Annotated in this window: 14 protein-coding genes and 1 riboswitch; of the genes, 8 read left to right on the top strand and 6 right to left on the bottom strand. The window is 66.8% G+C overall.

Annotated features, from left to right (window positions below):
• Positions 1-41: 41 nt before the first annotated feature.
• On the bottom strand, positions 42-467 hold the full coding sequence (locus tag ACFQVD_RS07065; protein ID WP_364156706.1) for a carboxymuconolactone decarboxylase family protein: 426 nt from the start codon (positions 465-467) through the stop codon (positions 42-44).
• A 133-nt stretch (positions 468-600) separates the two neighbouring features.
• Here ACFQVD_RS07065 and pdxR point away from each other — a divergent pair, with 133 nt between their 5' ends.
• The 3 genes from pdxR (at position 601) to ACFQVD_RS07050 (ending at position 3,784) form a co-directional block, all read left to right on the top strand.
• Complete coding sequence (pdxR, locus tag ACFQVD_RS07060) at positions 601-2,001, top strand: MocR-like pyridoxine biosynthesis transcription factor PdxR (RefSeq protein ID WP_343977045.1); 1,401 nt, start codon at positions 601-603, stop codon at positions 1,999-2,001.
• 152 nt (positions 2,002-2,153) lie between these two features.
• Positions 2,154-2,582, top strand: a complete 429-nt coding sequence (locus tag ACFQVD_RS07055; protein ID WP_343977048.1) for a hypothetical protein — start codon at positions 2,154-2,156, stop codon at positions 2,580-2,582.
• Positions 2,583-2,917: 335 nt separating this feature from the next.
• Complete coding sequence (locus ACFQVD_RS07050) at positions 2,918-3,784, top strand: serine hydrolase (protein ID WP_343977070.1); 867 nt, start codon at positions 2,918-2,920, stop codon at positions 3,782-3,784.
• A 467-nt stretch (positions 3,785-4,251) separates the two neighbouring features.
• Here ACFQVD_RS07050 and ACFQVD_RS07045 read toward each other — a convergent pair whose 3' ends face one another.
• Both ACFQVD_RS07045 and ACFQVD_RS07040 read right to left on the bottom strand, forming a co-directional pair.
• On the bottom strand, positions 4,252-4,665 hold the full coding sequence (locus tag ACFQVD_RS07045; protein WP_343977054.1) for a type II toxin-antitoxin system VapC family toxin: 414 nt from the start codon (positions 4,663-4,665) through the stop codon (positions 4,252-4,254).
• Positions 4,662-4,886, bottom strand: coding sequence for a FitA-like ribbon-helix-helix domain-containing protein (locus ACFQVD_RS07040; protein ID WP_343977057.1), 225 nt, complete (start codon positions 4,884-4,886; stop codon positions 4,662-4,664). Before ACFQVD_RS07040 ends, ACFQVD_RS07045 begins: the two co-directional genes overlap by 4 nt.
• A 607-nt stretch (positions 4,887-5,493) precedes the next feature.
• Between ACFQVD_RS07040 and istA the strand changes: the two genes are divergently transcribed.
• The 4 genes from istA (at position 5,494) to ACFQVD_RS07020 (ending at position 15,930) form a co-directional block, all read left to right on the top strand.
• On the top strand, positions 5,494-7,023 hold the full coding sequence (istA, locus tag ACFQVD_RS07035) for an IS21 family transposase (RefSeq protein WP_386274280.1): 1,530 nt from the start codon (positions 5,494-5,496) through the stop codon (positions 7,021-7,023).
• Positions 7,020-7,799 (top strand): IS21-like element helper ATPase IstB, encoded by a 780-nt coding sequence (istB, locus tag ACFQVD_RS07030; RefSeq protein WP_364159275.1) that lies wholly within the window; start codon positions 7,020-7,022, stop codon positions 7,797-7,799. Before istA ends, istB begins: the two co-directional genes overlap by 4 nt.
• A gap of 428 nt (positions 7,800-8,227) precedes the next feature.
• A complete protein-coding gene (locus tag ACFQVD_RS07025) occupies positions 8,228-15,124 on the top strand; it encodes a DNRLRE domain-containing protein (protein WP_386270673.1) in 6,897 nt (2,298 codons plus the stop codon).
• A 260-nt stretch (positions 15,125-15,384) separates the two neighbouring features.
• Positions 15,385-15,930: a hypothetical protein gene (locus ACFQVD_RS07020; protein ID WP_343973480.1), complete on the top strand. Its 546-nt coding sequence runs from the start codon at positions 15,385-15,387 to the stop codon at positions 15,928-15,930.
• A 296-nt stretch (positions 15,931-16,226) separates the two neighbouring features.
• On the opposite strand, the gene ACFQVD_RS07015 is transcribed toward ACFQVD_RS07020, so the two are convergent.
• Together ACFQVD_RS07015 and ACFQVD_RS07010 are read right to left on the bottom strand one after the other, a co-directional pair.
• Positions 16,227-16,367: a hypothetical protein gene (locus tag ACFQVD_RS07015; RefSeq protein WP_343973483.1), complete on the bottom strand. Its 141-nt coding sequence runs from the start codon at positions 16,365-16,367 to the stop codon at positions 16,227-16,229.
• A 216-nt stretch (positions 16,368-16,583) separates the two neighbouring features.
• Complete coding sequence (locus ACFQVD_RS07010; protein ID WP_343973486.1) at positions 16,584-17,960, bottom strand: helix-turn-helix transcriptional regulator; 1,377 nt, start codon at positions 17,958-17,960, stop codon at positions 16,584-16,586.
• Positions 17,961-18,476: 516 nt separating this feature from the next.
• Between ACFQVD_RS07010 and ACFQVD_RS07005 the strand changes: the two genes are divergently transcribed.
• Positions 18,477-19,025 (top strand): ATP-binding protein, encoded by a 549-nt coding sequence (locus ACFQVD_RS07005; protein WP_343973489.1) that lies wholly within the window; start codon positions 18,477-18,479, stop codon positions 19,023-19,025.
• A gap of 57 nt (positions 19,026-19,082) precedes the next feature.
• On the opposite strand, the gene metH is transcribed toward ACFQVD_RS07005, so the two are convergent.
• Positions 19,083-22,796, bottom strand: a complete 3,714-nt coding sequence (gene metH / locus ACFQVD_RS07000; protein ID WP_343973492.1) for a methionine synthase — start codon at positions 22,794-22,796, stop codon at positions 19,083-19,085.
• Between the two features lie 14 nt (positions 22,797-22,810).
• Positions 22,811-22,886: riboswitch (S-adenosyl-L-homocysteine riboswitch) on the bottom strand.
• Positions 22,887-22,926 lie beyond the last annotated feature (40 nt).

Genomic DNA, 22,926 nt, shown 5'->3' with positions numbered 1-22,926 from the left:
CCACCGCCCGGGGGTGGAGGAGAACGAGGGCGCAGGCGTGGCTACTCGGTTCCGGGGGTCTTGCGCGTGGTCACGTTCATGCGGTTCCAGGCGTTGACCGTGAAGATCATCGCGATGAGCTGGGCGAGTTCTTCGTCGTCGAAGTACCGCGTGGCCTCGTCGTACACCGCGTCGGCGACCCCCTGGGGAAGCAGGGTCATCGCCTCGGTCAGGGCGAGGGCCGCGCGCTCCTTGGCGGTGTAGAGGCTGGACTCCTGCCAGGCGCTCAGCTGGTAGATGCGCGCCTCGCTCTCACCCGTCCGGCGGGCGTCACCGGTGTGATAGTCGATGCAGTACGCACACCGGTTGATCTGGGAGGCGCGGATCTGCACCAGCTCGATCAGGACCGGGTCCAGTCCCTCGCGGGCCACAGCGTCCAGGGCCAGCACGGCCTTGAAAATCTTGGGAGCGACAAGCGACAAGTTCATGCGTGCGGGAATGGCAACGTTCGTCATGCTCATGACCCTAAGGACACGATCGACCCAAGATATGGTGCATTCTCGTGGACATTCTGTGGGCCAATTTCGGGCACGACGGCCAAGGCCGGCGCAGGGTGAGGCGATGAGCGGCCTCCGTCCGGAAAGCGGCGGCGACCTGCACCTGGATCTCACCGGTGGCGGCGGCGCGCGCGTGCGGTTGATGCGGGCCCTGCGCGAGGCGATCCACTCGGGACGGCTGGCACCCGGTACCCGGCTTCCGCCCTATCGCACCCTCGCCCTCGACCTGGGAATCGCCCGCAACACCGTCGCCGCCGCGTATTCGGAGCTCGTCGAGGAAGGCTGGCTCACGTCTCGTCAAGGTTCCGGCACGCACGTCGCACACCGCGCCGCGCCTCTGGAACCCGGCCGTCGGCGCTCACCCGCGCGTCCGTCCCGCCAACGGGTCATCTACGACCTGATGCCCAGTTCCCCTGACGCCGCCGCCTTCCCGCGCTCGCCCTGGAGCGCCTCGGCCCGGCGCGCGCTGGCCACCGCTCCCAACGACGCCTTCGGCGTCGGCGACCCCCGTGGCCGGCCGGAGTTACGCCAGGCGCTGGTGGAGTACCTGGCTCGTACCAGAGGCGTGCGCACCAAGGCGGAGCACATCGTGATCTGCTCGGGTTTCGCGCACGGGCTGCGGCTGGTGTGTCACGTGCTGCGCGGTCTCGTCGCTGTCGAGTCCTACGGACTCGACTTCCACCGCTCCATCATCACCGAGGCGGGCCTGAAGACCGTGCCGCTCACCGTGGACACCCACGGCGCACGAATCAAGGAACTTCCGGCCACGGGCGCGCAGGCCGTCCTGCTGACACCCGCGCATCAGTACCCCACTGGAGGCGCACTGCACCCACAGCGCCGGGCCGCGGTGATCGACTGGGCACGCGCCACAGGCGGTCTGCTGCTTGAGGACGACTACGACGGCGAGTTCCGCTACGACCGCGAACCGGTCGGCGCCGTGCAGGGTCTCGATCCGGACCATGTCGTCTATTTCGGATCGACGAGCAAGAGTCTGTCCCCCGCGCTCCGGCTCGGCTGGATGGCACTGCCCGGCCGGCTGGTGGACGACATCGTCGCCGCCAAGGGCCCGCGCGAACTCTGGTCGGGCGTCATGGACCAGCTCACCCTCGCCGACTTCGTCACCGGCGGCGCCTACGACCGCCAGTTGCGCCGCATGCGCAGGATCTACCAGCGCCGCCGTGACCTGCTCACGGCCACGCTCGCCGAACGCGCCCCGCACGTCAGCGTCAACGGCATCGCCGCGGGCCTGCACGCCGTGCTCGAGCTTCCCCCGGACACCGAGCAAGCCACCCTCCGCGCCGCACGCCGCCTCGGCCTCGCCCTGGACGGCTTGGGCTCGTATCTGCACCCCGACAGCATGATGCCGCCACGCGACGGCCTGGTCCTCGGATACGGCACGCCACCCGAGCACGCGATCACAGCCGCCCTGGAAGCCCTCTGCCTCGCCTTACCCGGACCGCCGTAGAAAACCCCCGCCACCGCGCCGACCTGGGAGTACGTCGCCGTGGCCGCTGCCCCAGGTAGGCGACGTTGCCAGTGATGATGACGCGGTGCACGTTGGGCAGGTCGTGGAACCGTAGCGAGACGTTCTCTCGGTGCCGGCGACCTCGCGGAGGCATGAAGCGCACCATCTCCGTTCTCGTCGCCACCGGCGTCCTCGGTGCCACACTCACCGGCATCAGTCCCGCCTCCGCAGCCACCTCCGCAATCGACTGCTCTACCGGCGAGTACACCCGGGTCCTGAACAGCTACGTCCCCACCAACATCGAGAGGCCCGGGGTGGACGGTCGTAGCTACAACATCGGCGGGCCGTCGGCGTACACGTACGAGGTCTGCCTCGATATCCCGGACACCTCGACATTCACGATCGAGGTACGGATCTGCTCCAACGGGTCACAGAGCGTGTTCGTGGACGATCGGCCCGGGGACAAGGTCTTCCGCTACTCGCTCGCTCCCAACAGCTTCTGGCAGGTCTACGGCACGTTGACCGGGCCCGGCAGCACCTACCTCTACTACACCTGGCACGAGAAGCAGACCTTGGCCTGACGTGGAACGGGCAGGCCTCCTCGCTCGGCGAGGTGGCCGGCCCTGCCCCCTCAAGCGGCCCTCTCCAAGCGGTTCAGAAGGACGAGGCCGCATACCGCCGTGCCGCGCTGGAGCTCGCGAGTCGCATCTTCATGACACGCCGACCTGGTGCAACCCACCATGCTCTGCCAGAATGATCATGTGGTCGGTAAGTCGATTCAAAAGCTATTTGCAGATGCCGGTTGCGATGGATGGCTACTGAGAATGAAAGCTCGGCGTGACGCGCGATCATGCCGCTGACCTGCAGTGATAGATACCCTTCGGGTAACGTCCACCTTTGATCGTCAGTATGCGTCCTGGACATAGACGGCACCGCGGAAGTGCACGTCGGCGGCGATGACCTGGTGGTGGCTGCCTCGGTCTTCAAGGTCGCCATAGCCGTGGAAGTCTTCCGACAGGCCGACGCGGGCCATTTTGATCTACAAGACCGAGTCCGTATCAGGCCCAACGCGCGAACAGCAGGCCCGACAGGCTTTTCCACCTTCGCCGACGAAGTCGACACTTCCATACGCGACCTGACCAGGATGATGCTGGCCGTGAGCGATAACGCGGCCACCGACATCCTCATCGATCGTGTCGGCCTGGACCGCGTTCGAGCGACCCTGACCGAATTGGGGCTGAAGGTAACCGCGATTCCCTTCTCCCTACAGGGCATGCTCGACTCGATAGGCCAGGACGCGAGATTTACCGACTGGGCAGATCTGACTCACGCAACGGCCACAGCACGCTCGGCCGATGAATCCCAGGAACTTCAGGAACGGCTCTGGTCCTCCCGGGCCATGCAACCCGAACATGCGATCCGCACGACCGCCAGGGAAATGGCCCGATTTCTACGCCTGATCTGGCGCGACGAGGCCGGGCCCGCTGAGGCGTGCGCCCAGGTCCGCCAACTGATGGCTCAGCAGGTGACCAAGAATCGTCTGGCGATGGGCTTTCATCGTGATGTCCGCGTCGCGGCCAAGAGCGGAAGCCTGTTCGGAGTGATCCGCAACGAGATCGGAGTTCTGGAGACGACAGACGGGCACCGCTACGCGGCCGCAGTCTTCACCCGAGCACACCGGCCCTGGATCAATGAGAACGAGATCAACACGGTTATCGGCACCGCCGCCGCCCTCGCTATCGACCAGATCAACAGAAAGGCTCCGGGCTCTGAGGCCCTATAAAACCAATCTGTCGCCTGGACGACGATATCCGAGGACCATAACTGGAAATCCTTCACCCCGCACGGAATCACCACCCCATCGACGTACGACACCGGAGCGATACTGAACCTGAAGGCTCGACGTTACCTGTGATCACGTCTCTGGCCTGGGATGACAGGAGCTCTCCGGGTAACGCCTACCTTTGATCGTCAGTAGTCCGGAACACCGCGACACCAAAACAAGTCGTCGAAACCCCGGGCTGGGCCAGCGGAACAACAGGACAGGAAAGCAGCACTGCCAGACCTACCCGGTCATCACCCTCACCACCGCCACCCCCGGCATGGAAACCTTCGCCACCGAATGGGCCCCGACCGCATAGTGCGACAAGCATGTCCTCTGGGGGCGCGGAAGTGGCGCCGGGAACTCCCCGGCGGAATCGGGAGCCCGGCGTTCGCGCTTTCTCCGGTTATGCCTCCGGTGTTTCGTGGTTACGGCAGCGGGGGTGGGTAGCGGTGGATCTCCGCTCGGTGTCCCGTCGCACCGGCGAACTTGGCGTCATCGGTCAGCAGCGGCATTCCCAGCAGTTCGGCGAGGGCCACGTACATGCCGTCGTAGGCGGTGAGATTGTTGCGCAGTTCCAGCACCCGCGACTGCAGAGGCAGCATCGGATGCCGGACGATCCGCAGCTGGGCGTAGCGCTCCAGCATGATCCGGCCCCGCGCCTCGGAAATCCGCACCTCCGGCTTACTGGTGATCACATGCCCGCGCACCACCGAGGCGATCTCCACGTCGATCAACGCCGGGGCGTGCACCTTGCGCGCCAACCGCCGACGAAGAAGATCGTCACCCTTCACGTTGGCCAGCAGGCGGAAAACGATCGAGGCGTCCACGACCAGACTCACCGGTGGCCCTCGCGCAGGGTCTCGCGGACGAAATCGGGGTCGTACGGCACCGGCTCATCGGCGGCGATCTTGGCCATCACCTCGTCCAACGCCGGGGTGGCCGCCTCCTCGTTCAGCAGGTCACGCAGGTAGGCCGTCAGTGATTTCCCCTCGCGCTCGGCTCGCGCCTTCAGCGTCCGCTCGGTCGCTTCGGGGACATCTCGAATCTGAATGGTTCCCATCCTTCCACGCTAGCATGCAGCTTGCATGCAAATCCGCTGCCAGTTGCCGTTACGGTGTTGCCTCGATCCATGAGACGTCTCTCCAGCCCGCCTCTGGCGCCTTAGGCGGATCCATCTGGTGGCTTGGCGGGCGGTCCGGGGTGCTGCCGGGCCGAATCCGCTCCGGGCGGGCAGCCCTTCCCACTCCCCTACGACATCGGACCCGGCCTGATCGTCAGGCGGCGAGTTCGTGGTTCAGACAGTCGCGGAAACGAAGTGAACCACCAGGCGAGACCTGCCCACCGAACGACCACCCTCTTCAACCGCGCCCGCACGGCCTCGAGTTCTTGAGGGGTCATCTTCCCTCACCCCCAAAGCAGGTGACATACCGTCTCCTACCCGAGTGAGAGCGGTCACGTGGAACTCTTGATCGGCGGACAGAAAAGTCGCGGCTGACGGACACCGGTTCCTGGTGGGCGGCCACCAAAAGTCTTGGTCAATGGCCAGGCCGATCTCCTGATCTTGTCCGTGTGTCACAGCTTGGGTTCCCCTCCGCGGGGGCTTGGGTTGCGGGTTGTCGAGACCTTGCACCCCAGACCCGCGGAGGGGGCCCGTGACGAAGTCTGGCATGGAGCTGATGGAGATTTACGAGGCTTACGACCTGACCGGGTGCGCCTGGTCGGCGGCGCAACTGGCGGGGTGTGACCCCAAGACGGTGCGCCGGTATATCGCGATCCGCGCGGCGGGCGGCAACCCGCACCAGCCGGCGCCGCGACCTAAGGCGATCGACGCGTTCCTGGCGAAGATCGAGGAGAAGGTCGACCGGTCGAAAGGGAAGATCCGCGCGGACGTGGTGCACAAAGACCTGGTCGCGATGGGATTCGCCGGGTCCGAGCGGACCACGCGGCGGGCGGTCGCCGAGATCAAGGCGGCCTGGAAGGCCGGACGGCGGCGCGTCTACCGGCCCTGGGTGCCTGAGCCGGGGATGTGGCTGCAGTGGGACTGGGGCGAGGGCCCGCGGATCGGTGAGCGCCGCACGCAGCTGTTTTGTGCCTGGCTGGCCTGGTCGCGGTTTCGGGTGGTGATCCCCGCCTGGGATCAGACGCTGGCCACGTTGACGTCGTGCCTGGACGCGGCGCTGCGGCGGCTGGGCGGGGCGCCGACGTATCTGCTGACCGACAACCCCAAGACGGTCACGATCGAGCACATCGCCCGCATCGCGGTGCGCCACCCGCAGATCGTCGAGCTGGGGCGGCATTACGGGTGCGTGGTGACTACCTGCGAGCCGTTCGATCCCGAGTCCAAGGGCGGGGTGGAGGCAACGGTGAAGATCGCCAAGGCGGACCTGGTGCCCACCCACGCCAACCTCCGCGCCGCCTATGGGAGTTTCACCGAGTTGGAGACCGCGTGTGCTGCCTGGAGTGAGCACATCAACGGCCGCCGCCATCGCGAGACACACCGGCCGCCGATCGAGATGCTGGCCGAGGAACGCGCTCGCCTGCACGTGCTGCCCGCCGATCCCTACGTGCTCGCGCTCGGCGCCGAGCGCCTGGTCTGCGACGACCGGACCGTCCGCTGGGGCGATGTGCGCTACTCGGTGCCGCCCGGCCACGAGGGACAGACGGTCTGGTGCCGCGTCCACGGCGACGAGTTGGTCATCGTCGGCCGCTCCGGCACCGATGAGCAGCACGGTCAGCACGGTCTGAGGGAACTGTGGCGGCATCGGCTGTCGGTTCCGGGCCGGCCGCGGATCGTCGATGCCCACTATCCCGAGCACGAGGGCGGCAACGGCCCCAAAGCGCCCCGGCCTCGCCCGCGGACCAAGGCCGAAGAAGCGTTCCTGGCGATCGGGCCGGGTGCGCAGGCGTGGCTGATCGAGGCCGCCGCCACCGGAGTGGTGCGGATCCGCACCAAAATGGCCCGCGCGGTCGAGCTGGCCAGTCTGCTGGGCGCGGCCCGGGTGGATGAGGCGCTCGGCCTGGCCGCGATCAACGGCCGGTTCGCCGAAGCCGATCTGGCCTCCATCTGCGACCACCTCGCGTTGCATGAGCACGCCGGTGAAAACACCCGTGTCGACGAGGCTCACTCGGTCCAGCCCGGCACCGCTTCCTGGGCTGCCTTCAGTAACACCAACAGCGTCAAAGGAGATCACTCGTGAGTGTCACCCTTCCTGCGGCCCCACCGGTCCCGGCCGAGTTGGAGGCCCTGTTTCGCCGGATGCGTTTTCCTTACGCCCGCAAAGCGGCGCCCGAGGTGCTGGCGACCGCCCGCGCGCAACGCTGGGACCCAGCCGAAGTCGTGCGCGTCCTGCTCAATGAGGAGGTCGTCGGCCGCGACCAGGCGACCCGCCGCAACCGGCGCAAGAGCGCGGGCTTTCCCTCCGGCAAGACCTTTTCCTCCTGGCGGCGCGAGGGCTCCACGATCAACGAGGCCACCCAGAACGCGCTGATGACGCTGGAATGGGTCAGCCGCGCGGAGAACCTGGTGATCGCCGGACCGTCCGGCACCGGCAAGTCCCACTTCGCTGAGGCACTGTCGCATCTGGCGATCGAAAAAGACCTGCGGGTGGCCTGGTTCACTCTGGAGTCTCTCAGTGCCACGGTCGGCCGGGCCAAGATCGACGGATCGGTCTCGCGCGCCATCGGCCGCATCTGCCGCAGCGACGTCATCGTTATCGATGATATCGGGTTGCTGCCGGTCGGCCACGAGACCTCCGAGGCGTTCTACCGCGTTATCGATGCCGCCTACGAGCGCCGCTCGGTCGTGGTCACCAGCAACATCCACCCGTCGGGTTTCGACACCATCATGCCCAAGACGCTCGCCACCGCGACCGTCGACCGGCTGATGCACCACGCCCACCTGGTGGAGACCAGCGGCGACTCCCATCGCCTGGCCGAGGCTCTGTCCGGGCGTGGAGTGATCCCGCTGACCTGACCGCCCACCCGGAGATCGACCTGGCCACCCACCGGGATTCCCAGTGGCCACGCCAGGAATTTTGATGGCCATCAGCCAGGAGAAATCTGGCCGCTCAACTGGAGAACGGCGTGTCCGCTAGCACCCGAGATAACCAAGTCCTACTAGACGGCTGCTATGAGCATGTGCCGCTCGTGCCCCGTCGCACCTCGACAGCGCTCATGGACGACACACCGACCTCAGGTCAGTGACCACACCGCAAACCCCCTGCCGGCTCCACAGATCCGGTGGTGACGGAATCCCCCTTTCCCGTCACTGAAAAGGATCTTTACATGAGATCGCAACACGTGTGATGATCACTCCGTTTTGCCATATATGTTCGAAAGGGTCGAGTGAATCCATCACGAACAGCGTCCGGCTCATCCAGCCGGACGCGCCGCCGCGCTGCCTTGATCGCGGCCCTGACCATGCCGCTCTCACTGATGAGCGCACCCGCGATCGCCCAGGGCCCCACGCCACCCCCCACCACCTCTCCCACCCCCGAGACGCCGCCGAGTGCCCCCGCCACGCCCACGAGTAAGGCGCTGGCGCAGGCCAAGAAGGACAACCGGCGCATCGAGATCGAGTCACTGCGCTCGGAGACCGCCACCTACTACGCCAACCCCGACGGCAAGACCTTGCGGCTGGAGCAGTACCTGGAGCCCATCCGGGTCAAGAACGCCGGCGGCGACGGCTTCACCCCGATCGACACCACCCTCGTCAAGGCAGACGGAGTCATCAAGCCCAGGACGGCCAAAGGCGGCCTGACGCTGTCCTCCGGCGGCGACACCGAAGCGATCAAGAGCAAGAGCGGCGACATGGCCGCCCGGATCGACGCTCCGCGGACGTTGCCCAAGCCCACGCTCAACGGCAGCACCGCCACCTACTCCTCCGCGTACGGCAAGGGCGTCGACCTGGTCGTCACCGCCACCCCGACCGGGTTCCGCCAGCAGATCGTCATCCGCCAACGCCCCGCCGGACCGGTGACCTTCCGCGTCCCGGTGGATCTGCCCAAGGGCATCGCCTTCGGCAAGAACGCCAAGGGGCAGCCGGCGCTGAAGAGCGAGGACGGCAAGCGCAGCCTCGACATCCGGCCCGCGGCGCTGCTGGACGCGGCCGCAGCCGACGCGAACGCCGACCTCGGCGCCGTCCGGGTCGGCAGGGCGCAGGTGAGCCTGGACGGCTCGGCGCTGGTCTACAGTCCCGACCCGGCCTTCCTCGCCGACCCGGCGACGACCTACCCGGTGACCATGGCCGCCGTCGACGACGACTGGTACGAGTGCACCCTCGGCACACCTTGTCCCCCCGGCGATCCCATGGACACGTACATCAATGACGTGGACCTCACCGACAGCTGGGACATGCACTACCGCGACCAGATGTGGGTCGGCAAGTCCTACTCCAGTAACATCGCCAAGCGCTGGCGCGCCTACATCCAGTTCCCGCTCCCCCAGGCAGGCGACCCGTTCTGGGGCTCGGTGATCCAGAACGCCGACCTGGAGCTGTGGAACTACCTGTCCAACGACTGCGGCGAGTTCGTCGGATCCGGAATCACCGCTCGGCGGGTCACGTCCGACTGGGACCATCTGACCCTGCAGTGGAACAGCCAGCCGTCGGTCACCAGCGCGGGCGCGGACAACGAGCCCGGGGCCTACAGTCCCGACTGCTCCGGTTCGATGAACTACGAGCACGATCTCATCCACTCGGTCGACACCATCGTCCAGGCCTGGGCAGACGGAGAAACGAACTACGGATTCCAGCTCACCGCAGGTGACGAATCCGAATTGCGAAACTGGCGCCGCTACCGCAGCCGGGAACAGACCAGTGGCTATCCCGCCCACGGCCCCAGACTCAAGGTCGACTTCGAACCGCCGACACCCCCCTGGCAGGACACGGTCGTCATCACCTCACGTGAGCCGCTCACCTCGTTTCCTGAATACGAGGAAGCCCTCACCAGGTCGGTTCATGTGCCGGAAACGATCGAATCGATTGCATCGCTGGCGATGAGCGAGGAGGACGTGGCCGCCAACGGACAGTATCGGGACGGTGAGGGGTCCTTCATTGGAACCGACAAGATCTCTCCCAGCGTGCCGTATCCCGGCGATGGCGACGACACCGACGATTCAGACGGCGAGGACACGGCATCGCCACGGGTGCGGACGACAGAGCCGGCCAGCGAGGCCGCCGACGTCCCCCTGGACTCCCAGATCCGGGTGACGTTCACCGAGGAGGTCGACGGACCGACCATCTCGGTGAAGAGCGCGCAAGGTGCCGACGTTCAGGGCACCACCGCGCTCGACAGCACCGGAGAGACCGCCACCTTCACCCCTGCGCAGCCGCTCCGCCCCGGCACGAAGTACACCGTTGAGGTCTCGGAAGCGACCGACGCGTGGGAAAACGTGATGATGTTTCCCTACACGTGGTCCTTCCGAACAGTCGACCAGGCGGCCGCTCACTGGACGTTCGATGAGGGGAACGGCCGTACGGCTGCCGACTCGTCAGGCAATGATCATCATGCGAGTTTGAACGATACGGCGGCGTGGATTGCCGGGAAGAACGGGGACGCGGTCTCCAACGTGCCGTCGCAGGCGCGGATCGCCACCTCCCGGTCGGCGGCCAAGCAGGGCAAGGCCGTCGAGGTCGCCGACGAGACGACCGCGACCAGCATCACCTACGCCCAGCCCGACGGGAAGACGTTCCAGACCGAGGTCACGGCCGGTCCGGTGCGGACCAGGCAGGGCAGCGTGTGGGCGCCGATCGACACCTCGCTGGCCGAGCAGGGCGGGACGCTCAAACCCAAGGCGATCGACGCCGAGGTCGACGTGGAGGTCTCCACCGGCGGCACGGGCGCGTTCGTGAGGATGACCGCCGACGGGCGGCGGTACGCGCTGACCTGGCCGGCCACGCTCCCGAAGCCGACGGTCAAGGGCAACGTGGCCACCTACACCGACGCGGCCGGCAAGGGCGCCGACCTGGTGGTCACCGTGCTGCCGACCGGGTTCCGGCACGATGTGGTGCTGCGTGAGCGGCCCGCCAAACCGCTGGAGATCCGCATCGGCGTGCAGACCGAGGGCCTGACCTTGTCCGAGGGCAAGGGCGGGCGGCTGCTGCTGACCGGCGGCAAGGACAAGAGGCTGGTGGCATCCGCGCCGCAGCCGGTGATGTGGGACGCCGGTGCCAAGAGCCGTCTGACCAAGGGCCGCCTGCCCAAGGCTCGGTCCGCGAAGATCGCCACCGACGTGGTGACCACGGGCGGCCGCACCGAGCTGGTGCTCAAGCCCGACCACGCGTTCCTGTCCGACCCGGCCACCGTGTATCCGGTGCGGGTGGATCCGACCACCACGCTGCCGTTCAACCACGACGTGGAGGTCTCTACCAACGTCGACTTGCCGACCGACCCGACCGCTGCGTTCATGATGGCCGGCACCCAGATCGGCAACCAGAAGTTCCGGGTGCATCTGCGTTTCGACACTGCCGCGCTGACCGGTGCCACGGTGAGCGACGCCAAGTTGTCGCTGAACAACATCGACGCACCCGCCTGCGGCGCCGCGGTCGGCGCGGGTATTCAGGTGCGCCGCCTGACCGGCGCCTGGGATGAGAACAACCTGTCCTGGACCAACAAGCCGGCCTCCACCACCGAGGACGCCCAGATCAACAGGGCGGGAATCAACGAGAGCTGCGCCACCTGGCCCGGCTCTATGGACTGGAACGTCACCGGCATCGCCCAGGACTGGGCCGTCGGCGCAGCCAACCACGGCCTGGTGTTGCAGTCGCCGACCGAGACCAACGTCAACAACTACCGGGCGTTCACCTCCTCCGAGGACACCGACTTCAACAACCCGCCGAAGCTGACCGTCACTACCACCGGCCCGGCCTCGGCCCCGGCCGTCAGCAACCTGACCATCACCCCGGCCCAGGCCGCGGGCGGGGTCACCACGGTCACCTCGCTCACCCCGCAACTGGCCGCGACCGTTTCCGACACCATCGGCGGCACCCTGACCGGCGAGTTCGAGATCGAGCACGACCCGGCCGCCACCGAGCAGGGCACCGGCCAAATCTGGACCGGATCCTCGGCCCCGGTCGCCTCCGGCAACCAGGCCACAGCGGCTGTCCCGGCCGGGAAACTGACCGACGGATGGAAGATCCGCTGGCGCGCCCGCGCCGCCAACACCACCGCCACCACCGTCTCGGCGTGGTCGGCCTGGCAGACGGCGACCGTGGACGTACCCAACCCAGCGGTCGGCGCCTTCCAGGTCACCCCCTCACAACAGGTGAACGGCATCACCGTCACCACCAGCCTGACCCCGACCCTGCACACCATGGTCACCGACCCGGCCGCCCAACCGCTGCGCGCCGAGGTCGAAGTCGAACACGACCCCACCGCCGCAGGGCAGGGCAGCGGGCAGATCTGGGCAGGGAGCCTCGACAACGTCGCCTCCGGCAGCCAGGCCAGCTTCGCGGTTTCGGCCGGGAAGCTGACCGATGGGTGGAAGGTGCGCTGGCGGGTTCGGGCGGTGAACACCGCCACCACGGTTGGCTCACCGTGGTCGGACTGGCAGGCCCTGACCATCGATGTGCCGGACCCGGCCTCCGAACCGGCCGTAGGCGCGCTGCAGGTCACCCCGTCCCAACAGGTGGACGGCACCACCGTCACTCCCACCCTCACCCCCAGCCTGCTGGCCCAGGTGAGCGACCCGGCCAGTCGGCCACTGCGGGCCGAGGCCGAGATCGAGCACGACCCGGCCGCACCGGATGGGCAGGGCACCGGCCAGATCTGGGCAGGGAGCGCCGCCAACGTCCCGGCCGGTACCCAGGCGACCATCGCCGTCCCGGCGGACAAGCTGGCCGATGGGTGGAAGGTGCGCTGGCGGGCCCGCGCGGTCTCGGCCACCGCCGCCTCCGCCTGGTCGGACTGGCAGTCCTTCACCGTCGACCTGCCCAAGCCCACCGCCACCGGCCTGACCGTCACCCCGTCGAAGGTGGTGGACGGCGTGACGGTGACCACCACGCTCACCCCCACGCTGCAGGCCACCCTCACCCACCCCACCGGCCAAGCACTACGCGCCGAAGCCGAAATCGAGCACGACCTGGCCGCACCACCAGGGCAGGGCACCGGCCAAATCTGGACCGGCGGCGTCGACGACATCGTCTCCGGCACCCAGGCCGGCATCGCCGTTCCGGCGGCCAAGCTGAGCGACGGCTGGTTGGTGCGCTGGCGCGCTCGCGCGGTCGCCGGGCAGGTCTCCTCAGCCTGGTCGGACTGGCAGCAGGTCACCGTCGACGTCACCCAGCCCGGCGAGGAACCTCTGGCGCAGACCGCCGGATCGGTGATCCGCACCGATGAGAGCTTTACCGCCGCCGCGTGGCTGCGCTGGAGCGACAAGGACGGCGACTACACCGTCGTCGAACAGAAGGGCACCCACCAAGCGCCCTTCCGCCTGGGCAACACCCCCGACCACGGACTGGTGTTCACCCTCACCAGCGCCGACACCGCCGACGCCGCCGTCCAGGGCGTGCAGTCCGACGTCGAACCACCGGTCAACGAATGGTTCCACCTCGCCGGCGTCTACGACGCCGAAACCGACACCGCGACGCTGTACCTCAACGGTGTCCAAATCGGCACCGCCCCGGTCGGCTTCCCCGCCTGGAACGCCGCCACCGCCATGACACTGGGTACCAGCGTTCTCGGTGACCTCGACGAAACACGGGTCTACCAGCGGCCCTTGAGCGCCGCTGATGTCGCGGGCATGGTCGCTTCGGCCACGGCTCCGGCAACGCTTGCGGCTGCGCCCACGGTTCAGAAGGAAGCCGGGCCGATCCCGGCCGCAGCTCAAGCCGGAGGATTCGATTACCAGCACCCCAAACTGGAGGACTGCACGGTCAGCGGCAGCGAAACTGGCTATGCCGAATATGACGCCCGCATCCAGGAGCGGCCCTACTCCTCTTGCTGGTCTGCCTACCTCTACATCCAGCATTACGTGGAAGAAGAAGACGACGACGGCGTCAAGCGGAAGAAGAAGGCGTTTAAGACGGGCCCGGTTTGGTTTGCTCTGGCACAGAGCGTGGCAGATGCCGCGATCGCGGTCCAGAACGATGACACTCTCCGATTCCGCGCTACTTGGGTGGCTCACAGCTATCTGGGTAACGAAAACGGGACCGGAGTTGTGGACGGCGGAACAACCGGCGTCAAACCGCACGACATCAAGGTGTTCACCCGCCTCGACGAATTTGCCATCGTCGACAATGGCGGGCGCGTCAAGGTTCCCGGAAATAAGCTGAGGGGCCTTTTTATGGACATGCTCGTCGATGCCGACGCGAAGGACGAGGGCGACTGTGACACCGGTGACCCAGGGGGAATCCGGGATATTTCGGGGTGGGTCGCCAATTCGGACGAGAATTTTCTGATCCAAGCAGAAGGCTCTCCCACGCATAATACAATATGCTCGTTCATTCCCCAGATCAGCCTGCACGCCAATGGCCCTGGCAACTTCATGAACATGCCACTGTACAGTCAAAAAGTATTTGATGGGAGTGGCAAGCTTATCGGCGTACTCCGTAAAGGCAGCGAGCCGGGCGAGAATAAACGCTGGGTGCCGAACTTCCGGTGTGACTGGAGGATTTTTGGCGACAACAATCCGGACGTTCCGGATCGCAAGTATGCCTGTGTCAACACGCGAGCCAAGCAAGTATTCGTCATGTCCAAGAGCAGGGATACAGATTGGCCGGAGGTCACCAGGCACATCGAAGCCGCGCTGAAGATCGACAATAAGGGAACCTTCCCTCCGCTCAGACCGGGCCATGATTGGACGAAGCCGTCATACCCGCCCACGCGCGACATCTTGGGCACCGAGCAGAACAAGGTAATGCCCGGAAACTGGGGCGCTCCCGGAGGAAATAACCCAGCAGGCGCGCCACTGACAAGAGGCATAACGGCGGTCACTAATACCGAGAACCGGCTGCATTTCCAGCAGATCGATCTGTATATGGACCAGGGAACATCCAAAGCGAACGCATGGCTGCTCGCTAACGTCTATAAACCCTATAGCATAAACACATGCAAGTACTACGAGCGTGATAAGTATCCAAACCCGGGAGATCCCCTGGTGTTGCCTTACAGAAGGGATCTGAGCTGTGACGAATTCCCATTCGCTAGCTCAATGGAGGGCGCCAAAAGGGCTAAGGGAAACTACTCTCTGCGCGTAGTGAACACTTTGCAGAACGGCCTGCACGGGACCCAGATCTGGAAGTTCTATGCGGACTTCCGTGTGGGAGATGGCAACAAGTTCTGGGTGCTCATCGAGGATTAAGCTAGAGAGCGTTTTAAAAGTGCTACTCATCGTGGGCGCAGATCCAGATGAATGCATCGCAAGGCATAAGAGAAGCTCGTAGCGGAGCTACGGGCGATGACAGTGCGGCGAGGCGCTGTCTGGATTCGCGCGCAGCAGAGCATGGGCTTTTGAACACTCCTAGGCGCTAACCGTTGCGATCGGCGGGGTGGGGATCGTATAATCCGATTCCCGCCCCGCTCGCCTCTCGAAAACGAGCTGAACTGAATGGAGCTATCTACGTGAAAACTTTCCCTACCGAAGGACAGAAAGATCTTATAGTTGAGTATGGCCTCTATAATTCGTTCTTTGCGACATGGGTAAGCATCGAAGACGTCAATGCCGTGGCCATGCACCTCGAGGTCGCACCAGAAGCAAAAAAGATATGCGATTTCCAGGCCGCCGTGCGCTCATGTGAACCCAGCCCCGGGACGCAATGGTTCTGGATAACCCGACATGCGCCTGGTTGGTCCCATATTCTCACCCTGAGCGGGGCAAGTCCGAGCTCAGATACCCTTAGCCTCAATCGCCAGCGTGTTTTCGAGCTTGCGTATATCGGGGGAATCGAGGAACTCTATCCTCTGGCCTACACCTGCGACGGTAAATCCGATGCTGAATTCTTCGACGTTCTCGAATACGCCCCATATTGGGAGGATTTCAATTCTTCTCACCGTATCTCGGTAGATGAAGAGTTCGAGCAGGAGCTGATCATTATGGGTAGAATCACTGGGCGATTCTACGACCGGGAGTTTTTCTCCTCACAAGGGCTGCTGTGTAGGATTTCCTAACACTCCGAGATGTTGCCGCATTTTCTTTGAGCGTATTCTAAAATGGTCTTTCATGTGAGAAGGCGGCCTCTGAGCTTGCAGTGTCAAGCCTCGCTCAGCTCGCGGGGCGCGGGAACCAAACTCGACCCATTCCAGCTCGGTGAACAGACCTCTACCCAGATCGTCACAGGGCGGCGAGTCCGCCTCCGGAGCGCAGCAGATGTTCGGCCAGGTGCTGCGGGCTGATGTATCTGCCCTCGGAGACCAGCAGCCGCTCGGCCAAAACGGCCCGCTCGATCTGTCCGGCCAGCGCCGCCTCATACGCATAAGGGTCTTGGCCGGGCAGAGTGGTGCACCGCCTGCAGCACCAGGGCGTTGTCCTGGACGGTCCGCGACAGCTTGAACACCTCCACCGCCAGACCGGCCCGCGTGGCGAGGCCGGTCAGATGGGTGCGCATCGTGCGCGGAGGTGGGGCCGTTGCCCCAATGCAGCACCCACTACTCGCCCTCTCCGTCAGACTCTCGTGAGATATAGGACATGTAAGTCCACTTGATACAAAGTAGTGCGAGACGGGACGATCAGGCAACGAGTTCGCGGTTCAGACAGTCGCGGAAACGGAGGTGAACCAACCGGTGAGACCCGCTCACCGGTTGCAGCTCCGTCCCGCAGGTGCTCAGGCGGCGAGTTCGTGGTTGAGGTGGTCGCGGAACTCACGGACCATCATGCTGCCCTTGTACGGCTCAAGCCGACCGGCGAACTGCCGGATCAGGTCGGTCGAGCGGGCGGAGGTCAACGCCTTCGTCGCCGGGATCGCGGCTCGGGCGGCGGCGAGGGCCTGCTCCAGCTCGCCCATCTCCAGGTATGCCTCCGCCGTGTGCAGCCTGTTGCGCTGGGCGGATCGAGGGAAACGGTTACCGAACTCCGCCACGGCCGCTTCCGCGCAGTCCGCAGCCCGCCTATGCTCGCCGAGCATGCTCCAGCAGCGGCCTATCTGTGCTTTGAACTCCGCCTCGTCGTACCTGGCGATCCACGCCGGGTCGCTGTCGGTGGTTCCCTGGGCGTACGCGCGTTCGGCATCGACGAGCAGCCGCTCAACCTGCTTGGCACCATGCCTGTCATGAGTCTCGGCCGCCTTGCCCTGCTGGGCCGTAGCCCATGCCTCCCTGGCCAGCATCAACGCCATGACGCGCGGAGACGCCTGTGCGCGGCGCGCGGTGTCGGTCCCGGCTCTGGCCAGCCATACCGCCAAGGTGGCCTGGTCCAGATGAAGCGCCTGCAAGGTCATCGTCGTCAACACCCAGGCGCCGGTCAACGGGTCGTTTCCCGTCTTCGCCAGCCGTAGCGCCTGGCCGAAGTGCTGCTGAGCCTGACCGTGCTGGTTCAGATCGAAGGCCGTCCAGCCCGCCAGCCAGGTCAGACCGGCCGCTGCCGACATCAACCCTGCCCCTACCCGGTCGTCGTAGCGGCCCCGCAGCAGAGGTGTCACCGTGCTGTCGAGATACCGCACCACCGTCGGGCGGACCAGCCCGGCCCCGAACTGGTCGTCCAAACTGCTGAACACCTTGCGGGCCTCGTTGATCTGGTCGATGTCAGCCTGACCCACCGTGTGCCTGTTCCCTCGCTGCGCGATCGCCTGGGGAGGGCTTCCGTAGTTCCAGGCCGTCAGCCACCCCGCCAGCACCGAGGGCACGAACGGCAACGCCGCCAGCACATGACGCCGGGACTCGTCCATCTCATACCTCCACAGCAGCGCGGCTGACTTCACGCTAGCCGCCGTCGATGTGTCGCCGTACTCCGCGACCGGCCACGAAGATGTCTCCCCGAGGGCCCACCCTTCTATCCACTGCTCGACCTCGGCGGACTCCGCCTCGAACACCGCCGCGATCTTCCTGCGGCTGTGCGGCCGGATCCCCTGCTCGCTCCGCTCCCACCTCCCCCACGTCCCCACGGCCACCCCGACCGCGTCCGCCGCCTCCTCCTGCGTCATCCCCCGCTCCAGCCGCGCCCTCAGCAGATCCGGACGCCCCTTCCCGCCGCCTGCCTTCCCCACGATCACTCTCCTTTGGTAGTCGAATCGCCACTCATTGTGATGCCCGCAGGCCTTCGGCCACCATTCCCCCAGCCAAACGACAGATTTTCGCCCACCAACGCTCGATACGACCGGCTGACACCCAGCTACGTTCGCCGTTGGCCGGGTCTCATCGGACAGTGATCAATGATCAGGTGTCGACCTTCACCCTCTCCCCATGCTGGCGTTTCCTGCTGGGCACAGCCCCACAGCGAACGGAGCACGCCCATGCCACCAGCCGGCGACATCCCCCCAGGTGCCCCACACCACTCCGCCGAAAGCCCAGCCCTCCCACCCGGAACCACCACCCCACCGACCTACAGCACTGGAACAACGATCCGGGACACCACGACACCGGGCCTGGGTGTTCACCCCCCAAGCGGAGCCCCCGGCACGACGGGACAGGAAAGTAGCGCGGCCGGGCCACACAGCGGTGCGGCGGGGCGAGACAGCAGCACGGCCAGGTTGGAAAGCGGCACAACGGGACGAGGAGACAGCATGGCCGAGCTGGACAGCGGGACGACGATGGGACGAGACAGTGGTGCGGCGGGGCGGAGCGATGTCCGCGCGCTGGTCAAGGTCCTGCGACCCGGATCCGCCTCACGACGGGCCCGCGCCATCCTCCGCGACGTACTCCAGCACGCGGGACTGCCCGGCGACGACATCGACACCGCCGAACTCATCGTCGCCGAACTCGCCGCCAACGCAGAGAAACACGCCTGTCCCCCGTACGAACTGCGCGTCTTCAGCCTGGACGGCGTCCCCACGTGGTGCGAGGTCGTCGACGGCGACCCCGACACCCACGAGATCCGCCTCATCTTCAACCTGCTGTACTCGGTGACGGAGATCGGCCTGCCACTACTCGCCGAGAACGGCCGTGGCCTGCTGCTGGCCCACCGGCTCTCGTACGGCAACTGCCGGACCTATCCCGTCACCACCCTGGCAGGCACCCCCGGCAAGGCCGTCGCCTTCGTCCTGCCCACCTGCTCGGGCGACCGCCTGATCCTCTCGTCCCTCCCCGACCTCTGCCGCCGGTCAACGGGTTGAACCACCTTCCCGTCGGCCGGGTCGTCAGCGGCCCACGGCACCGGCCGACGGTTCGGATCACTCGGGGTCGTAGGCCAGGTTGGGCCGCAGCCAGCGTTCGACCTCCGAGAGGTCGAGGCCGCGCCGCAGGGCGTAGTCCTCGACCTGGTCCCTGCCGAGGCGCCCCACGGTGAAGTACCGTGACGACGGGTGGGCGAAGATCAGCCCGCTGACGCTGGCCGCGGGTGTCATCGCGAAGGACTCGGTCAGCCCCATGCCCAGCCGGTCGGCGCCGAGCAGGTCGAACAGGTCCCGCTTCTGGCTGTGGTCCGGGCTCGCGGGGTAGCCGAGCGCGGGACGGATGCCGCGGAAGCGCTCGGCGTGCAGGTCCTCGAGGCGGGGATCGGCGTCCGGCTCGAACCAGGCCCGCCGCGCCTCCAGGTGGATGTACTCGGCGAACGCCTCGGCCAGCCGGTCGGCGAGGGCCTTCACCATGATCGAACGGTAGTCGTCGTTCTGGGCCTCGTAGCGGGCCGCGAGTTCCTCGGCGCCGTGGATCGCCACGGCGAACCCGCCGAGGTGGTCTCCGGCCGGGGCGATGTAGTCCGCCAGGCACCGGTTGGGCCGGCCGTCGGGCTTGGCCGTCTGCTGGCGCAGCATCGGCAGGCGGAGGCTACGCGTACCCGCCGCGCCACCGTCGAGCGCGCCGGGGAGCGCGGTGTCGATGACGGCGTCGATCACGATGTCGTCGCCCTCGGAGTGGGCCGGCCAGTAGCCGTAGGCGCCCTTGGCCTGGAGGCTTCCCTCGGCGATGATCTGGTCCAGCATGGTGTTCGCGTCGTCGAAGAGCTCGCGGGCCACCGGCTGGTCGAGGATCGCCGGGTACTTGCCCCTCAGCTCCCAGGCCAGGAAGAGGAACTGCCAGTCGATCATCTCCCGGAGGGCGGTCAGGTCCGGCTCCACGACGCGGACGCCGGTGAAGTCGGGGACGGGCAGATCGTCGAACGGGACCCGTTCGGGGTTCGCCCGGGCCTGGTCGACGGTCAGCAGGGGGGTGCGCTGCTTGCCCGCGTACTGTTCGCGCAGGCGCTCCTGGTCGGCGCGGTTGCTCGCGTCCAGTTCCTCGGCCCGCTCGGCGTCCAGCAGGTCGGAGACCACGCCGACGACGCGGGAGGCGTCGAGCACGTGGACCGTGCTGTGGTCGTAGGCGGGGGCGATGCGGACCGCGGTGTGCTGGCGCGAGGTCGTGGCGCCGCCGACCAGCAGGGGCAGCTTCAGCCCGCGGCGTCGCATCTCCTCGGCGACGGTGACCATCTCGTCCAGCGACGGGGTGATGAGGCCGGAGAGTCCGACGACGTCGGCCTTCTCGGCGACCGCGGTGTCCAGGATGACCGAGGCGGGGACCATCACCCCGAGGTCGACGACCTCGTAGTTGTTGCAGCCCAGGACGACGCCGACGATGTTCTTGCCGATGTCGTGCACGTCGCCCTTGACGGTGGCGAGCACCACCTTGCCCTGGCCCCGGCCGGTGTCGAGACGTCCCTCCAGCCGCGCCTGCTCCTTCTCCGCCTCCATGTAGGGCTCAAGGTAGGCGACCGAGCGCTTCATCACCCGCGCGCTCTTGACCACCTGCGGCAGGAACATCTTCCCGGCGCCGAACAGGTCGCCCACGATCTTCATTCCGTCCATGAGCGGCCCCTCGATCACCTCCAGGGGGCGCTCCCGCTGCTGCCTCGCCTCCTCGGTGTCGGCGTCGATGAAGTCGACGATGCCGTGCACCAGGGCGTACGACAGGCGCTCCTCCACCGGGGCCTCGCGCCAGGACAGGTCCACGACGCGGCGGGTGCCGGACCCGCTCACCGTCTCGGCGAAGGCGACGAGCCGGTCGGTGGCGTCCTCGCGCCGGTCGAAGATCACGTCCTCGACGAGTTCGAGCAGGTCGGCGGGGATGTCCTGGTAGACCGCGAGCTGTCCGGCGTTGACGATGCCCATGTCGAGGCCGGCGCGCACGGCGTGGAAGAGGAACGCCGAGTGCATCGCCTCGCGGACGACGTCGTTGCCTCGGAAGGAGAACGACAGGTTGGAGATGCCGCCGCTGGTCCGCGCCCCCGGGCAGCGCTGCTTGATCAGCGGCAGCGCCTCGATGAACGCCTTCGCGTATCCGTTGTGCTCGCTGATGCCGGTGGCGACGGCGAGCACGTTGGGGTCGAACACGATGTCCTCGGCGGCGAACCCGGCCTTCTCCGTCAGCAGGTCGTAGGCGCGGGCGCAGATCGACACCTTGCGCTCCACGGTGTCGGCCTGTCCCTGCTCGTCGAAGGCCATGACCACCACACCGGCCCCGTAGCCCCGGATGATCCGCGCCTGCTCCAGGAACGCCTCCTCGCCCTCCTTGAGGCTGATCGAGTTGACGACGCCCTTGCCCTGCACGCACTTGAGCCCGGCCTCCAGCACGCTCCACCGCGAGCTGTCGATCATGACCGGGATGCGGGCGACCTCCGGCTCGGTCGCGATCAGGTTCAGGAAGGTGGTCATCGCCCGCTCGCTGTCGAGCAGGTCGGCGTCCATGTTGACGTCGAGCAGGTTGGCCCCGCCGCGCACCTGTTCCAGGGCGACGTCGACGGCGCCCTGGTGGTCGTCCGCCTCGATCAGGCGCCGGAAACGCGCCGAGCCGGTGACGTTGGTGCGCTCCCCGATCATGACGAATCCGGTGTCCGAGCCGATCTCGAAGGGCTCCAGGCCGCTGAACCGGGTGCGGGCCGCCGGCGCCGGGATCTGGCGAGGCGGGAGGCCGGACACGACGGCCGCGATCCGCTCGATGTGCCCCGGCGAGGTCCCACAGCACCCGCCGACGACGTTGACCATGCCCGCCCTGGCGAACTCGTCGAGCAGCGCCGCCGTCTCCTCCGGGGTCTCGTCGTAGCCGCCGAACGCGTTGGGCAGGCCGGCATTGGGATGGCAGGCCACGTAGGTGTCCGCCAGGCGCGACAGCTCGGCGACGTGCGGGCGCGCCTCCTTGGCGCCCAGCGCGCAGTTCACCCCGACCACGAGCGGTTCGGCGTGCCGGATCGCGCTCCAGAACGCCTCGACGGTCTGCCCCGACAGCGTGCGCCCGCTCAGGTCGACGATCGTCACCGAGATCCACAGCGGCAGGTGCGGGGCGACCTCGCGCGCGGCGGCGATCGCGGCCTTCGCGTTGAGCGTGTCGAAGATCGTCTCGATCAGCAGCAGGTCGACCCCGCCGTCGGCCAGCGCCTGGATCTGCTCGGCGTAGGCGGCGCGGACCTCGTCGAACGTCACCGCCCGGTAGGCCGGGTCCTCGACGCGCGGGGAGAGTGAGAGGGTGACGTTCAGCGGGCCGATCGAGCCGGCCACGAAGCGCCCGCCCGCCTCGTCGGCGGCCTGACGTGCCAGCTGGGCGCCCCGCAGGTTCATCTCCCGCACCCACGGCTCCAGCCCGTAGTCGGCCTGGCCGACGCTGGTCGCGGTGAAGGTGTTCGTGGTGGTGATGTCCGCGCCCGCCGCGAGGTACCGCCGGTGGATGTCCAGGATGACGTCGGGACGCGTCAGGTTCAGCAGGTCCGGGTCGCCGGTCAGGTCACGCGGGTGCTCTGCGAACCGCTCGTCGCGATAGTCGGCCGGGGTGAGCGAGGCTCCCTGCAGCATCGTGCCCCAGGCCCCGTCGAGCACCGCGATCCGCCGCTCCAGCAGCTCCCGCAGTGCCCGTACCCGGTCGTCCGCTCCCGGCGCGCCGTGCCCGTGCTCGTCGCTGTGCCTCGAAGAATCGTTCATCGGACCACCTCCCGTTGTGGGAGGCGCCCTTGGTAGAAGATCGCGGTCGAGCGTGGCGGGCCTGAGCCCGTTGCAGCGCCTCTCGACCTGAAGATCGAGCGTACCCAAAAACGAATGAGGACGCCAAGGC

The organism is Streptosporangium amethystogenes subsp. fukuiense (assembly GCF_042665875.1).
GTDB lineage: Bacteria > Actinomycetota > Actinomycetes > Streptosporangiales > Streptosporangiaceae > Streptosporangium > Streptosporangium fukuiense.
Note: the sequence above shows the minus strand (reverse complement) of the source record. Positions and strands in the feature narration are given on the sequence as shown.

Excerpts from the sequence above, each read along its gene's own strand:
- ACFQVD_RS07065 (WP_364156706.1), bottom strand. The coding sequence starts at position 467 with ATGAACTTGTCGCTTGTCGCTCCCAAGATTTTCAAGGCCGTGCTGGCC.
- pdxR (WP_343977045.1), top strand. The coding sequence starts at position 601 with ATGAGCGGCCTCCGTCCGGAAAGCGGCGGCGACCTGCACCTGGATCTC.
- ACFQVD_RS07055 (WP_343977048.1), top strand. The coding sequence starts at position 2,154 with ATGAAGCGCACCATCTCCGTTCTCGTCGCCACCGGCGTCCTCGGTGCC.
- ACFQVD_RS07040 (WP_343977057.1), bottom strand. The coding sequence starts at position 4,886 with ATGGGAACCATTCAGATTCGAGATGTCCCCGAAGCGACCGAGCGGACG.
- istA (WP_386274280.1), top strand. The coding sequence starts at position 5,494 with ATGGAGCTGATGGAGATTTACGAGGCTTACGACCTGACCGGGTGCGCC.
- ACFQVD_RS07015 (WP_343973483.1), bottom strand. The coding sequence starts at position 16,367 with ATGCGCACCCATCTGACCGGCCTCGCCACGCGGGCCGGTCTGGCGGTG.
- ACFQVD_RS07005 (WP_343973489.1), top strand. The coding sequence starts at position 18,477 with ATGGCCGAGCTGGACAGCGGGACGACGATGGGACGAGACAGTGGTGCG.
- metH (WP_343973492.1), bottom strand. The coding sequence starts at position 22,796 with ATGAACGATTCTTCGAGGCACAGCGACGAGCACGGGCACGGCGCGCCG.